Consider the following 13806-nt stretch of genomic DNA (forward strand, 5'->3'; position numbering starts at 1 on the left):
GCGTTATCCATGTCCATAGCGGTTCTGCGTCTCATCGGTTTCATCCTTGGGATTTTCCTGATCACCCTCGCGGTCAGCATGGCGATTCCGCTGTTCGCGCTGATGTTCTACGAGCGCAACGATGACTTGTCGGCGTTTCTCTGGTCGAGCCTGATCACTTTTGTCTGCGGTGTGGCACTGGTCGCCCGTGGAAGACCGGAACAGGCCCAGATGCGGCCCCGGGAAATGTACCTGCTGACCACCGCCAGTTGGGTATTCGTCTGTGCGTTCGCCGCCCTGCCAATGGTGCTCATTCAGCACATCAGCTACACCGATGCGTTTTTCGAGACCATGTCCGGCATCACCACCACCGGCTCGACCATCCTGACCGGTTTGGACACGGCATCGCCCGGCCTGTTGATATGGCGCTCGATGCTGCACTGGCTCGGTGGAATCGGCTTTATCGGCATGGCCGTGGCGGTCCTGCCGTTATTGCGGGTCGGTGGCATGCGGCTGTTCCAGACCGAATCTTCGGATTGGTCGGAGAAAGTCACGCCGCGCTCGCATGTCGCGGCCAACTACATCCTGTGGATCTACGTAGGCTTGACCGCGCTCTCGACGTTGGCGCTGTGGCTTGCCGGCATGACGCCTTTCGAGGCGATCAACCATGCGATGTCGCTGATTTCCACCGGAGGATTCTCCACCTCCGATGCGTCCCTCGCCCATTGGCCGCAACCGGCGGTCCATTGGGTGTCGGTGGTGGTCATGATGGCGGGGTCGCTGCCCTTCACGCTGTATGTGGCGACATTGCGAGGCCACCGGCGCGCCTTGCTCAAGGACCAGCAAGTCAGGGGATTCATAGGCTTTCTGGTGGTCACCTGGCTCGCGGTCGGCACCTGGCTGAGCCTGAACAGCGACCATGCATGGTGGGACGCGGTCCGTATCGTCGCGGTCAACGTCACCTCCGTGGTCACAACCACTGGCGTGGCCCTGGGGGACTACACGTTGTGGGGCAGCTTCGCCCTGCTGCTGTTCTTTTACCTGACGTTCGTCGGCGGCTGTTCGGGGTCCACCGCCGGGGGCCTGAAGATCTTTCGGTTTCAGGTCGCCAAGGTCCTGTTGATGGGCAGCTTGAAGCAATTGATCCACCCCCGGGCGGTGATCCAGAAGAAGTACAACAATCACCCCATCGACGAGGAAATCGTTCGCTCGCTGCTGACGTTTTCGTTCTTCTTCGCGATCACCATCGGCGCCATCGCCCTGGGCCTCGCGCTGATCGGCCTGGATTGGACGACCGCCTTGACCGGCGCCGCCACCGCCGTGTGCAACGTCGGCCCGGGCCTGGGCAATATCATAGGCCCGGCCGGCAACTTCTCGACCCTGCCGGACGCGGCGAAATGGCTGCTGACCCTCGGCATGCTGCTGGGACGCCTGGAGATCCTGACGGTGCTGGTGTTGTTCACGCCAGTGTTCTGGAAATATTGATATCGGCAAATTCACTGTCGATTTTTCGGTGGAGGGCTTGGGGCCACGGTTCTATGCTCCTCCCATGAACCTACAAGACTCGCTGCTCCCGCCCCACGCCGAAATGGTCCGCGCCATGCTCGAACGAGACACCGCCTACGAGGGGGTGTTTTTCACCGCGGTCAAGACCACCGGCATTTTCTGTCGTCCCAGCTGCACGGCACGCAAGCCGAAGCCGGAGAACGTGGAGTTCTTCGCTCACGCCGACGAGGCCATGTCGGCCGGCTATCGAGCCTGCCTGCGCTGCAAGCCATTGGATGCCGCGGCCATCGCACCGGCCTGGATCCAGGCGCTGCTCAAAGCCGTGGATGCCGGGCCCGACGTGCGCTGGACCGATGCGCTGCTGCACGAACAGGGCATCGAACCGCTGAAGCTGCGCCGCTGGTTCAAACAGCATTTCGGCATGACTTTTCACGCCTACCTGCGCACCCGGCGCCTGGGCATCGCCTTGGGCGGAATCAAGGAAGGCGCCTCGATCGACAACGCCGCGTTCGATTCCGGCTATGAATCCCTGAGCGGTTTTCGTGATGCGTTCGTGAAGTCTTTTCATATCACCCCCGGCCGCGCCGGCCTCAGCGAACCGTTGCTGTTCACCCGACTGACAACCCCTCTGGGGCCGATGCTGGCCATGGCCGAACGTCGCGGACTGGTGCTGCTGGAATTTCTCGACCGCCCGGCCTTGACCAAAGAATTGGAAGAACTGCAGCAACGCTACGGCTACACGGTCGCCCCGGGGCATAACGCTCATTTGCAACAGATCGAAACCGAACTGGCGGATTATTTCGCCGGCAAACAAACGACTTTCCACGTGCCGCTGCACATGCCTGGCAGCGCCTTTGCAGTCCGGGTCTGGGCCGAACTGCAAAAGATCCCCTATGGCGAAACCCGCAGCTACGGCGCCGTCGCCTGTGCCCTGGGCAGCCCTGGCGCCAGCCGCGCCGTGGGCTTGGCCAACGGGCAGAATCGCCTGGCTATCGTCATTCCCTGCCATCGGGTGATCGGCGCGGACGGCGCGCTGACCGGTTACGGTGGCGGCCAGCCGCGCAAGGCGTTTTTGTTGCGGCTGGAAAAAGCCGCGGTGCAGGTTTCGTTGCCCTTGGCGTTTTGATCAGCCCCGAACAGAGATCCGGATGAGCACGCCTTACGACGAAGCGAGTACTTTCCTGGCCAATCTTGACGAAGACTGGCGGCGTCACATCGCGTCCGTCGGCCCGTGCCTGCTGCAACCCAAGCCGGCCCGCGATCCCTATGAGGCACTGGTGCGGGCGATTGCCTACCAACAACTGCACGCCAAGGCCGGGGACGCCATTCTCGGGCGGCTTGTCGCGCTGTTTGCCCCCGCCGCGTTTCCCGCCCCCGAACAACTGTTGGCAACAGACAGCACGCTACTGCGCAGTTGCGGATTCTCCGCGAGCAAGCTCGCGACCCTCCAGGGCATCGCCCAGGCGACACTGGATGGGATCGTGCCGGATTACGCCACGGCCCGGGCCATGGACGATGAAGCACTGATCGAGCGCCTGGTCAGCCTGCGCGGCGTCGGGCGCTGGACCGTGGAGATGCTGTTGATCTACAGCCTGGAACGAGTGGATGTCTTGCCGGCGGATGACTTTGGGGTTCGCGAAGGATATCGACGGCTAAAAGGTCTGGAGACTCAGCCGAATCGCCGGCAGATCATCGCTATCGGCCAGGCCTGGAGTCCTTATCGGACGGTGGCGGCTTGGTATTTGTGGCGGGTGCCCAAAATCAAGTCCGCATGATCGTTCATCGCGGGCAAGCTCTTCCACTGGCGTCGGCGCATTAACTTAAAAGTTGAGAACATCACCCCATCGAGGTTGTCCAGATTATTCAGTCCCTAACCGGAGGTCCCCCCATGCACCTCGAAGGATCCTGCCATTGCGGCGCCGTTTCGTTCAGCCTGGACAGCACCCATCCCTACCCTTACCAGCGGTGCTATTGTTCGATCTGTCACAAGACCCAGGGCGGCGGCGGTTTTGCGGTCAACCTGGGGGGCGATGCGAAGAGTCTCAAGGTGCAAGGCCGCAAGCACATCACGGTCTACCATGCGCGACTCAAGGATGAAGGCGATAAACGCGCCCATCGCAGCAGCGCCGAACGGCATTTCTGTTCGCTTTGCGGTTCGGGGTTGTGGTTGTTCAGCCCCGAGTGGCCGGAGCTGATCCATCCGTTTGCCTCAGCCATCGACACGCCGTTGCCGGTACCGCCGGAGCACACCCACCTGATGCTGGGTTCCAAGGCGCCGTGGGTGGAAGTCGAGGCGCATCCGGGCGACCAGCAGTTCGAGGTATATCCCGAGGAATCGATTGCCCAGTGGCATGAACGGTTGGGTTTGACCCGTTAGGCCGGCACGCCGCTGTGAAACCGGAACTCCCCATCCGGCGACTCGATCAGCTCGCGCTCGGCCTCGCGAACCTTGTCGATCACCTGGGCGATGTCCTTGGCGTCTCCATACTGATAAGCCAGCTTCAGATAACCCTGGAAGTGCCGGGCCTCACTTTTCAGCAAGCCGAAATAGAATTTGCCGAGTTCCTCGTCCAGATGCGGCACCAGCGCCTCGAATCGCTCGCAGCTGCGGGCTTCGATGAAGGCGCCGACCACCAGGGTGTCCACCAGTTTCACCGGCTCGTGGCTGCGCACCACTTTGCGCAAGCCCGAGGCATAGCGCCCGGCCGAGAGCTGGCGAAGACCTACCTTGCGTTTTTTCATCAGGCGCATGACCTGCTCATGATGCACCAGCTCTTCCCGGGCCAGGCGCGACATCATGTTGATCAAATCTACATGGGAATGGTACTTGGCGATCAGGCTCAGGGCGGTGCTGGCGGCCTTGAACTCGCAGTTCTTGTGGTCGATCAGCAGCGTTTCCTGATCGGCCAGCGCAGCCTGGACCCAGGCATCGGGGGTGCGGCAGCCGAGGAACTCGTGAATTTCGGGAAGGATCATGGGGCTCACGGAAAAGGTAGTCGAGCAAAGGGCGCCGATTATACCGGCCTGCCTCCAGACCACCAGTCACACCGATTGATATGCATCAAGTCGACGCGCCATCCATAGCAACTATAGTTGAGCAACGCCATGCCTCTTTATTGCTGGAGACGCCGATCATGCAAGCCATTCGCAGCATCCTGGTGGTCATCGAACCCGAACATTCGGAAAGCCTTGCGCTCAAGCGCGCCAAATTGATCGCCGGAGTAACCCAGGCTCATCTGCATCTGCTGGCATGCGACAAACACCACGATCATACCGGCCTGCTCAGCGTGCTGAAAAGCGCATTGCTGGCCGACGGCTATAGCGTCACCACCGAACAGGCCTGGAACGAAAGCCTTTACGAAACCATCATCGACGTGCAGCAGGCCGAAGGCTGTGGCCTGGTCATCAAGCAACACTTCCCGGACAGCCCATTGAAAAAAGCCCTGCTGACCCCGGCGGACTGGAAGTTGCTGCGCCATTGCCCGACCCCGGTGCTGCTGGTCAAGACGTGCGGTTCCTGGAAAGACCGGGTCATCCTGGCGGCAGTCGATGTCGGCAATGCCGATGGCGAGCATCGTCACCTGCACTCGACCATCATCGATCACGGCTATGACATTGCCCTCCTGGCCAAGGCGCACCTGCATGTAATTAGCGCCCACCCGTCACCGATGCTCTCGTCGGCCGACCCGACCTTCCAGCTCAAGGAAACCATCGAAGCGCGTTATCGCGAACAATGCCGGGCGTTCCAGGCCGAGTTCGACATCGATGACCAGCATCTGCACATCCAGGAAGGCCCGGCGGACGTATTGATTCCCTACATGGCCCACAAGCTTCAGGCCGCGGTCACCGTGATTGGCACCGTGGCGCGCTCCGGCTTGTCAGGCGTGTTGATCGGCAATACCGCCGAAGCCGTGCTCGATGCGCTGGAAAGCGATGTGCTGGTGCTCAAGCCACAGGAAGTCGAAGACCACCTGGTGGAGTTGGCGTACAAGGGTTGAGGCTTTGTGGATTCAGCCGAGTTTCCGTGGCGAGGGAGCTTGCTCCCTCGCCACAAAAGCTATCTGGTCCGAATGACAGGCTGTCAGCCGTCCATCGCATCCTTGAGGAACCCCGGCGCGATATAACGTTGGTAATGCGCTTCGGACAGGAGGAAGAATTCCCGATCAATGGCATCTCGCAGGTCCGGCAGGTCCCAATCGCGAAACTCCGGCAACAGGACCATGCCGTACGCTTCCAGGTTATTGATCACCCGCGCGCCCCGGGCGATCAGTTGATAGGCCCAGCAATATTCCGATTGGTGCGGCACGAAGCGGATCTTGCGCGCCTCCAGTTGCTGACGCAGCAACGCCGGGTCGAAAACCTCCAGCTTCGCCACCATTACCTGCACCAGCAGTTGCTCGAGCCGCATCCACACCGCGCGTTTTTCTTCCTCGTTGTAGCCGTTCCAGTGGATCACTTCATGGTGGAACCGCTTGCAGCCACGGCAGACCAGGTCACCGTAGACAGTGGAACAGAGGCCGACGCAGGGGGTCTTGATGAGCTGGTTGGGCATAAGGCAACGCACACGCAAAAACAGGACAGACGGGCATGTTAGCCCTTTGTCTAAGATTGATCACCCCTCAAACCTGGAAGCCCAACTTACCTTTAATTTTTTTTTCCCGTAGAATCAGCCAGCCTTTTAAGGCGCCAATGTCCGTTAGAAGCTGTTTTCAAAGCGTCACGAGCACAGTCGTTCCTTCAGAGCGGTGTTGGCGAAGGGTCTTTCCAGCGGGGAAAGCCCAACGCCAACCCTCATCAGCTCCCCGTTCTGCAGGCGTAAAACTTTGAAAGCAGCTTCTGTGAGGAACTCCGTCAACTCTGGCGTGGAGGCCCAAAAAGCCCCTGTCGCGCATGAGTGCCGTGAGTTTCTGGATGAGCGTCCCGGACACCCATTTGGGACCACTGATGAGGGTAATAACTGTGCTTGAAGCCTACCGCAAACATATCGAAGAGCGTGCAGCCCTGGGTATCGTTCCTCAGCCGCTTAACGCCGAACAAACCGCAGGCCTGATCGAGCTGCTGAAGAATCCTCCGGCTGGCGAAGAAGCCTTCCTCGTTGACCTGATCACCAATCGTGTTCCGCCAGGCGTCGACGAAGCCGCCTACGTCAAGGCCGGCTTCCTGTCCGCCCTGGCCAAGGGCCAGGCCCAATCCCCTCTGTTGGACAAGAAGCGCGCTGTAGAACTGCTCGGCACCATGCAGGGTGGCTACAACATCGTGACCCTGGTCGAGCTGCTGGACGACGCCGAGCTGGCGCCAGTCGCCGCCGAAGAACTCAAGCACACCCTGCTGATGTTCGACGCCTTCCACGACGTGGCTGAAAAAGCCAAGAACGGCAACGTTCACGCCAAGGCCGTGCTGCAATCCTGGGCTGACGGCGAGTGGTTCAAGAAGCGCCCGGTGCTGGCCGACAAGATCAGCCTGCGCGTGTTCAAGGTCACCGGCGAAACCAACACCGACGACCTGTCCCCTGCCCCGGACGCCTGGTCGCGTCCTGACATCCCGCTGCACGCCCTCGCCATGCTGAAAATGGCCCGTGACGGCATCGTTCCGGACGAGCAAGGCAAGACCGGCCCGATGAAGCAGATCGAAGAAATGCGCGGCCAGGGCTTCCCGATCGCCTACGTCGGCGACGTGGTGGGTACCGGCTCCTCGCGTAAATCGGCCACCAACTCGGTGCTGTGGTTCTTCGGCGACGACATTCCCTACGTGCCGAACAAGCGCGCAGGCGGTTTCTGCTTCGGCAGCAAGATCGCACCGATCTTCTACAACACCATGGAAGATGCCGGCGCACTGCCGATCGAGTTCGACGTGTCGAACATGAACATGGGCGACGTGATCGACCTGTACCCGCACGCCGGCAAAGTCTGCAAGCACGGCACCGACGAAGTCATCACCACCTTCGAAATGAAGACCCCGGTGCTGTTGGACGAAGTCCGCGCTGGTGGCCGCATTCCGCTGATCATCGGCCGTGGCCTGACCGAGAAGGCTCGCGCCGAACTGGGCCTGCCACCGTTCGACCTGTTCAAGAAGCCTGAAGCGCCTGCTGAAAGCACCAAGGGTTTCACCCTGGCGCAGAAGATGGTCGGCAAGGCTTGCGGCCTGGCAGAAGGCCAAGGCGTTCGTCCTGGCACCTACTGCGAACCGAAAATGACCACCGTGGGTTCCCAGGACACCACAGGTCCCATGACCCGTGACGAACTGAAAGACCTGGCGTGCCTGGGCTTCTCGGCTGACCTGGTGATGCAGTCCTTCTGCCACACCGCGGCCTATCCGAAGCCGATCGACGTCACCACCCACCACACCCTGCCTGACTTCATCATGACCCGCGGCGGCGTTTCCCTGCGTCCGGGCGACGGCATCATCCACTCGTGGCTCAACCGCATGCTGCTGCCAGACACCGTGGGCACCGGTGGCGACTCGCACACCCGTTTCCCAATGGGCATCTCGTTCCCGGCCGGTTCCGGCCTGGTCGCGTTCGCCGCTGCCACCGGCGTCATGCCGCTGGACATGCCGGAATCGATCCTGGTGCGCTTCAAAGGCAAGATGAAACCTGGCATCACCCTGCGTGACCTGGTTCATGCCATTCCTTACTTCGCTATCCAGAACGGTCTGCTGACCGTCGAGAAGAAAGGCAAGAAAAACGCCTTCTCCGGCCGCATCCTGGAAATCGAAGGCCTGGAAGGCTTGACCCTGGAGCAGGCGTTCGAGTTGTCCGACGCCTCGGCCGAACGTTCGGCTGCGGGTTGCACCATCAAGCTGTCGAAAGAGTCGATCACCGAGTACCTGCAGTCCAACATCACCCTGCTGCGCTGGATGATCGGCGAAGGCTACGGTGATGCGCGTACCCTGGAACGTCGCGCCCAAGCGATGGAAGCCTGGATCGCCAACCCGCAACTGATGGAAGCCGATGCCGACGCCGAATACGCCGAAGTCATCGAAATCGATCTGGCCGACATCAGCGAGCCTGTGCTCTGCGCGCCGAACGACCCGGACGACGCCCGTCTGCTGTCCAGCGTTGCTGGCGAGAAGATCGACGAAGTGTTCATCGGTTCGTGCATGACCAACATCGGTCACTTCCGCGCTGCCGGTAAACTGCTGGATCAGGTCAAGGGTCAGCTGCCAACCCGTCTGTGGCTGTCGCCACCGACCAAGATGGACGCTCACCAACTGACCGAAGAAGGCTACTACGGCATCTACGGCAAGGCCGGTGCTCGGATGGAAATGCCAGGCTGCTCGCTGTGCATGGGTAACCAGGCACGCGTCGAGCCGAACTCCACCGTGGTGTCGACTTCGACCCGTAACTTCCCGAACCGTCTGGGTGACGGCGCGAATGTCTATCTGGCCTCGGCCGAACTGGCATCCGTGGCGTCCATCCTGGGTCGCCTGCCGACCGTCGAGGAGTACATGGAATACGCCGGCAAGATCGACAGCATGGCAGCGGACGTGTACCGCTACCTGAGCTTCGACCAGATCGCCGAGTTCCGTGAAGCGGCTGCAAACGCCAACATCCCGGTCGTCCAAGCGTAACGCTTAAGACGCCCGCCTAAAAACGCCGCCCCTCTCACGATGGGCGGCGTTTTTTTATGCCTGGGATTTGATGAAAGCTGACTCGCCGCTTTCGCCGGAACGCCGCCCGGAGCAAGCTTGCTCCCACAAAAAAAGGTCAGGCCAAGAGGGAATAGACCAACGCAGTAATCGCCACCAAACCCACCGCCACCACAAAGACATTCGACGCTTGTCCGCGATAACGAGCCATGGCCGGGACCTTGCGGATGGCGTACATCGGCATCAGGAACAAAATTGCCGCGATCACCGGGCCGCCCAGGGTTTCGATCATGCCCAGGATGCTTGGGTTGAGAGTGGCGACAACCCAACACACCACCAGCATGAACGCTGCCGTGAGGCGGTCCAGGGTCTTGGGGGCTGGGCGGCGGCCGCTCTTGACGATCAAGCCCTTGAGGCCTTCGCTGGCGCCGATGTAATGCCCGAGGAAGGATTTGGCGATCGCCACGAAAGCAATCAACGGCGCCGCGAAGGCGATGGTCGGGTTGCTGAAGTGGTTGGCCAGGTACGACAGGATCGACAGGTTCTGCGCCTTGGCCTCGGCCAGTTGTGCCGGGGACAGGGTCAGCACGCAGCTGAACACGAAGAACAGCACCATTACGACCATCAGCACATGGGCGCGCGACAGGATCTGCGCACTGCGCTTTTCAGCGTCATTGCCGTAGCGGCGTTTCTGGTCCACTGCGAATGCCGAGATGATCGGCGAATGGTTGAATGAGAACACCATCACCGGAATCGCCAGCCACAAGGTATGCAGCAACGCCGAAGGCTGCGGCACCGTCGACGCCGTGCTCAGGATCCCGCCGTTCCAATGGGGCACCAGGAACACCGCCAGAAACAACAGCGCCACGATAAAGGGATAGACCATCAGGCTCATGGCCTTGACGATGACCTGCTCGCCGCAGCGGACCACGGCCAGCAGGCCGAGGATGAGCATCAGCGACAACAAGGCCCGGGGCGGCGGCTGCACGTGCAGCTGGTGTTCCAGGAAACTGCCGACCGTGTTGGTCAGCGCCACGCTGTAGATCAGCAAGATCGGGAAGATGGCGAAGAAGTACAACAGCGTGATCAGCGCACCGGCCTTGATACCGAAATGCTCTTCCACCACCTCGGTGATGTCCGCGCCGTCGCGGCCGGACAATACAAAACGGGTCAAGCCCCGATGCGCATAGAACGTCATGGGGAACGCCAGCACCGCCAGCACCAGCAGCGGCCAGAAACCGCCAAGGCCGGCATTGATCGGTAAGAACAGCGTGCCGGCACCAATGGCGGTGCCGAACAGGCCCAGCATCCAGGTCGTGTCTTGGCGACTCCATTGGCTGAGGGTGGCTGGGGCTGTCGTTTCAAAGCGCTCTTCGACGCTGTTGGCCTGATCATTCATCCGGTCGGGTCTCCGCTTTCCGGTCACATGCACCCGGCCGGGACGAGTCGGAAAAACCCGACAGGCAGCGCCCCTGGCCGAAACAGGGGCGCGATTGTCCGGGATTAACGTGCAGAAGCAAAGACTTAGCTGAGGAGCGGTTCTGCGGAGCAGCGTTTTCCAGTTCGCCCCCACAAGAACAGCGCAGCAGGACAAATGATCATAAAAAAGCCCAGGCCATCCCTCCCGCCGGCTCCTACAATCAGGTTGAATATCGATGATCGAAAAGCGCCTACAGGAGCCCAGCATGACCGCAACCGTTCTGGTACTGGTTGAAACCGTCAACGAATACCTGCCAATCCTGGAGCGCCAGGGTTATCACTTGGAATTGGCGCCCACGCCCGCCGAACGCAAGACAGCGATTTTCGAACACGGCGACCGGTTCAGCGCGGTGTTGACCCGTGGCCCCCTCGGTTTGACGGCTGAAGAAATGACGGCTTTGCCCAACCTCAGGATCATCTGTGTAATCGGCGCCGGTTATGAGCAAGTGGACCTGCAAGCCGCCAGCGAGCGAGGCATCGTCGTCACCAACGGTGCCGGGGTCAATGCCTCCTCGGTGGCCGACCATGCCATGGCGTTGTTGCTGGCGTTGGTGCGCGATGTGCCTCGATCCGACGCGGCCCTGCGCCGTGGCGAGTGGCCGCGAACCATGCGCCCTTCCCTCGCGGGCAAGCACCTGGGCATCCTGGGGCTCGGCGCCGTGGGCATGGCCATTGCCAAGCGGGCCGCCCTCGGTTTCGACATGAAGGTCAGCTACCACAACCGTCGCGTGCGCAGCGATGTGCCCTACGCCTTCTGCGCCACCCCCACCGAGCTCGCCAGGGTGTCGGATTTCCTGATTGTCGCCACGCCCGGAGGCCTGGACACCCGCCAATTGATCAACAAGCAAGCCCTCGATGCCCTGGGGCCCCACGGTTTCTTGGTGAATATCGCCCGGGCCAGCGTGGTCGCCACGACCGAACTCATCAGCGCCCTTGAACACCGGCGAATTGCCGGGGCTGCGCTGGATGTGTTCGATCACGAGCCCGAAGTGCCTGACGCCCTGAAACACTTGCCCAATGTCGTGCTCACGCCTCACGTGGCCGGCCTGTCGCCGGAAGCGACACGCGCCACGGTGGAGTTGGTGGGTGAGAACCTGAACGCGTTCTTTTCCGGCAAGCCGGTGCTGACGCCAGTGCAGCTACCCGATGCGCAGGCTTGCGTTGACCGGTAGGCCAGACGCAACCACGGCTCATCAAATCCGCTGATCACCCAGCAACACGCTAACCTATAAGACCCCGGCGTGCTTGTGACGGCTGTCGCACGCCATTAGATTAGCCAATGATCGATGGCCTCCAAAATAAGCAGAAGGGATAAGCATGGCAGTTACTGATCAGTCCACCCGCGTGCGCGACGGTGAAGAACTCGATGCCAACCTGATCGACCCGTACCTCAAGGCCCACATTCCTGGCTTGACCGGCACGCCGGTGATCAGCCAGTTTCCCGGTGGCGCGTCAAACCTGACGTACCTGCTCGAATACCCCGAACAGGAGTTCGTCCTGCGCCGGCCCCCGTTCGGTCACAAGGCCAAATCGGCCCACGACATGGGCCGTGAGTTCCGCATCCTCAATCAATTGCGTGAAGGTTTTCCGTACTGCCCGAAAGCCTACGTCCATTGCACCGACGAGTCGGTGATGGGCGCCGAGTTTTACGTGATGGAGCGGGTCAAGGGCATCATTTTGCGCTCCGAGCTGCCACCGGAACTGGGCTTCGACGCCGCCCGCACCGAAGCATTGTGCAAGAGCTTCATCGACCGGCTTGTCGAGCTGCACCGCGTCGACTACACCGCTTGCGGCCTGGCCGACCTGGGCAAGCCCGAGGGCTACGTGGCCCGGCAGATCCGTGGTTGGAGCGACCGCTACGACAAGGCCTTGACGCCCGATGCGCCGAAATGGGAGACGGTCAAGGCCTGGCTCAACGACAAGATGCCCGCCGATCATCCAACATCGAGCATCGTCCACAACGACTACCGCTTCGACAATGTCATCCTGGACCCGGACAACCCGATGCAGATCATCGGCGTGCTGGATTGGGAACTGACCACCCTCGGCGATCCGTTGATGGACCTGGGCAACAGCCTCGCGTACTGGATCGAAGCCGGTGATCCGGCGCCCGTGCAACTGATGCGGCGTCAGCCAAGCCACGCGCCGGGCATGCTGACCCGCCGTGAGTTCGTCGATTACTACGCCGAACGGTCCGGGATTCGCATCGACAACTTCGACTTCTACTACACCTATGGACTGTTCCGCCTGGCCGGTATCGTCCAGCAGATCTACTACCGCTTTTTCCATGGCCAGACCCAGGACAAACGCTTCGCGCAGTTCGTTCAGATGAACAAGCTGCTGGAGCAGATGAGCCTGCAAGTCATCAGCAAATCCACGCTCTGAGCGCACCTATAACAAGGAAACAGCATGTCCAAGACCCAGTTGTTCGACCTCGACGGTAAGATCGCTTTCGTTTCCGGCGCCAGCCGCGGCATCGGCGAAGCCATCGCCAAACTGCTGGCCCAGCAAGGCGCCCACGTGATCGTCTCCAGCCGCAAGCTCGATGGTTGCCAGCATGTCGCTGACGCCATCATCGCTGCCGGCGGCAAGGCCACCGCCATTGCCTGTCACATTGGTGAAATGGAGCAGATCAGCCAGGTGTTCGCCGGCATCCGCGAACAGTTCGGGCGTCTGGATATCCTGGTGAATAACGCCGCCACCAACCCGCAATTCTGCAACGTGCTGGACACCGACCTGGGCGCGTTCCAGAAAACCGTGGACGTGAACATTCGCGGCTATTTCTTCATGTCGGTGGAGGCCGGCAAGCTGATGCGCGAAAACGGTGGCGGCAGCATCATCAACGTGGCGTCGATCAACGGCATTTCCCCGGGAATCTTTCAGGGCATCTACTCGGTCACCAAGGCCGCGGTGATCAACATGACCAAGGTCTTCGCCAAGGAATGCGCGCAGTTCGGCATCCGCTGCAACGCCCTCCTGCCGGGCCTGACCGATACCAAGTTTGCCTCAGCGCTGGTCAAGAACGACGCCATCCTCAAAACCGCCCTGGCGCAGATTCCCCTCAAGCGCGTGGCCGACCCGAGCGAAATGGCCGGCGCGGTGTTGTACCTGGCGAGCGATGCGTCGAGCTATACCACGGGCGTGGCGTTGAATGTGGATGGCGGGTTCCTTTCCTGACAACGAGCCGCGAGGCAGACCTTTGGAATTCCTGTGGGAGCGAGCTTGCTCGCGATAGCGTTGCATCAGGCACAACAG

At 61.0% G+C, this 13806-nt stretch carries 12 protein-coding genes; 9 read left to right on the plus strand and 3 right to left on the minus strand.

Translation table 11 applies throughout. The features are described from left to right. Positions 1-9 precede the first annotated feature (9 nt). From J3Q04_RS14360 to J3Q04_RS14375, 4 genes are all read left to right on the plus strand, one after another. Positions 10-1464 carry a TrkH family potassium uptake protein gene (locus J3Q04_RS14360; protein WP_434611085.1) on the plus strand — a complete coding sequence of 485 codons (1455 nt, stop codon included), beginning with the start codon at positions 10-12 and terminating at the stop codon, positions 1462-1464. 64 nt (positions 1465-1528) lie between these two features. Then, the gene (locus tag J3Q04_RS14365) at positions 1529-2611 is read left to right on the plus strand and encodes a bifunctional transcriptional activator/DNA repair enzyme AdaA (RefSeq protein WP_434611083.1); all 1083 of its coding nucleotides are present in this window, start codon (positions 1529-1531) and stop codon (positions 2609-2611) included. Positions 2612-2633: 22 nt separating this feature from the next. Then, on the plus strand, positions 2634-3260 hold the full coding sequence (locus J3Q04_RS14370) for a DNA-3-methyladenine glycosylase family protein (RefSeq protein ID WP_434563721.1): 627 nt from the start codon (positions 2634-2636) through the stop codon (positions 3258-3260). 113 nt (positions 3261-3373) lie between these two features. Then, the gene (locus J3Q04_RS14375) at positions 3374-3862 is read left to right on the plus strand and encodes a GFA family protein (RefSeq protein WP_434611080.1); all 489 of its coding nucleotides are present in this window, start codon (positions 3374-3376) and stop codon (positions 3860-3862) included. Here the strand turns inward: J3Q04_RS14375 and J3Q04_RS14380 are convergent. Beyond that, positions 3859-4461 (minus strand): tRNA-(ms[2]io[6]A)-hydroxylase, encoded by a 603-nt coding sequence (locus J3Q04_RS14380; protein WP_420766575.1) that lies wholly within the window; start codon positions 4459-4461, stop codon positions 3859-3861. The genes J3Q04_RS14375 and J3Q04_RS14380 overlap by 4 nt on opposite strands. A gap of 158 nt (positions 4462-4619) precedes the next feature. Between J3Q04_RS14380 and J3Q04_RS14385 the strand changes: the two genes are divergently transcribed. Next, a complete protein-coding gene (locus J3Q04_RS14385; RefSeq protein ID WP_434611078.1) occupies positions 4620-5483 on the plus strand; it encodes a universal stress protein in 864 nt (287 codons plus the stop codon). A gap of 83 nt (positions 5484-5566) precedes the next feature. Here the strand turns inward: J3Q04_RS14385 and J3Q04_RS14390 are convergent, their stop codons facing one another. Continuing rightward, on the minus strand, positions 5567-6037 hold the full coding sequence (locus J3Q04_RS14390) for a DUF1289 domain-containing protein (protein ID WP_420766577.1): 471 nt from the start codon (positions 6035-6037) through the stop codon (positions 5567-5569). 407 nt (positions 6038-6444) lie between these two features. Between J3Q04_RS14390 and acnB the strand changes: the two genes are divergently transcribed. Then, the gene (gene acnB, locus J3Q04_RS14395) at positions 6445-9054 is read left to right on the plus strand and encodes a bifunctional aconitate hydratase 2/2-methylisocitrate dehydratase (protein WP_249877324.1); all 2610 of its coding nucleotides are present in this window, start codon (positions 6445-6447) and stop codon (positions 9052-9054) included. A gap of 136 nt (positions 9055-9190) precedes the next feature. On the opposite strand, the gene J3Q04_RS14400 is transcribed toward acnB, so the two are convergent. Further along, on the minus strand, positions 9191-10471 hold the full coding sequence (locus J3Q04_RS14400; RefSeq protein WP_420766578.1) for a serine/threonine transporter: 1281 nt from the start codon (positions 10469-10471) through the stop codon (positions 9191-9193). 286 nt (positions 10472-10757) lie between these two features. Here J3Q04_RS14400 and J3Q04_RS14405 point away from each other — a divergent pair, with 286 nt between their 5' ends. The 3 genes from J3Q04_RS14405 (at position 10758) to J3Q04_RS14415 (ending at position 13728) form a co-directional block, all read left to right on the plus strand. Beyond that, entirely contained in the window at positions 10758-11723 is a 966-nt protein-coding gene (locus J3Q04_RS14405) for a 2-hydroxyacid dehydrogenase (protein ID WP_420766579.1), read from the plus strand. Between the two features lie 145 nt (positions 11724-11868). Beyond that, positions 11869-12936 carry a phosphotransferase family protein gene (locus J3Q04_RS14410; RefSeq protein WP_434611075.1) on the plus strand — a complete coding sequence of 356 codons (1068 nt, stop codon included), beginning with the start codon at positions 11869-11871 and terminating at the stop codon, positions 12934-12936. A gap of 24 nt (positions 12937-12960) precedes the next feature. Beyond that, complete coding sequence (locus tag J3Q04_RS14415) at positions 12961-13728, plus strand: SDR family oxidoreductase (RefSeq protein ID WP_003180553.1); 768 nt, start codon at positions 12961-12963, stop codon at positions 13726-13728. Positions 13729-13806 lie beyond the last annotated feature (78 nt).

This window comes from Pseudomonas sp. D4-21, assembly GCF_051132125.1.
Lineage (GTDB): Bacteria > Pseudomonadota > Gammaproteobacteria > Pseudomonadales > Pseudomonadaceae > Aquipseudomonas.

Excerpts from the sequence above, each read along its gene's own strand:
- J3Q04_RS14375 (WP_434611080.1), top strand. The coding sequence starts at position 3,374 with ATGCACCTCGAAGGATCCTGCCATTGCGGCGCCGTTTCGTTCAGCCTG.
- J3Q04_RS14365 (WP_434611083.1), top strand. The coding sequence starts at position 1,529 with ATGAACCTACAAGACTCGCTGCTCCCGCCCCACGCCGAAATGGTCCGC.
- J3Q04_RS14370 (WP_434563721.1), top strand. The coding sequence starts at position 2,634 with ATGAGCACGCCTTACGACGAAGCGAGTACTTTCCTGGCCAATCTTGAC.
- J3Q04_RS14390 (WP_420766577.1), bottom strand. The coding sequence starts at position 6,037 with ATGCCCAACCAGCTCATCAAGACCCCCTGCGTCGGCCTCTGTTCCACT.
- J3Q04_RS14385 (WP_434611078.1), top strand. The coding sequence starts at position 4,620 with ATGCAAGCCATTCGCAGCATCCTGGTGGTCATCGAACCCGAACATTCG.
- J3Q04_RS14405 (WP_420766579.1), top strand. The coding sequence starts at position 10,758 with ATGACCGCAACCGTTCTGGTACTGGTTGAAACCGTCAACGAATACCTG.
- J3Q04_RS14380 (WP_420766575.1), bottom strand. The coding sequence starts at position 4,461 with ATGATCCTTCCCGAAATTCACGAGTTCCTCGGCTGCCGCACCCCCGAT.
- J3Q04_RS14360 (WP_434611085.1), top strand. The coding sequence starts at position 10 with ATGTCCATAGCGGTTCTGCGTCTCATCGGTTTCATCCTTGGGATTTTC.
- J3Q04_RS14400 (WP_420766578.1), bottom strand. The coding sequence starts at position 10,471 with ATGAATGATCAGGCCAACAGCGTCGAAGAGCGCTTTGAAACGACAGCC.
- J3Q04_RS14410 (WP_434611075.1), top strand. The coding sequence starts at position 11,869 with ATGGCAGTTACTGATCAGTCCACCCGCGTGCGCGACGGTGAAGAACTC.
- J3Q04_RS14415 (WP_003180553.1), top strand. The coding sequence starts at position 12,961 with ATGTCCAAGACCCAGTTGTTCGACCTCGACGGTAAGATCGCTTTCGTT.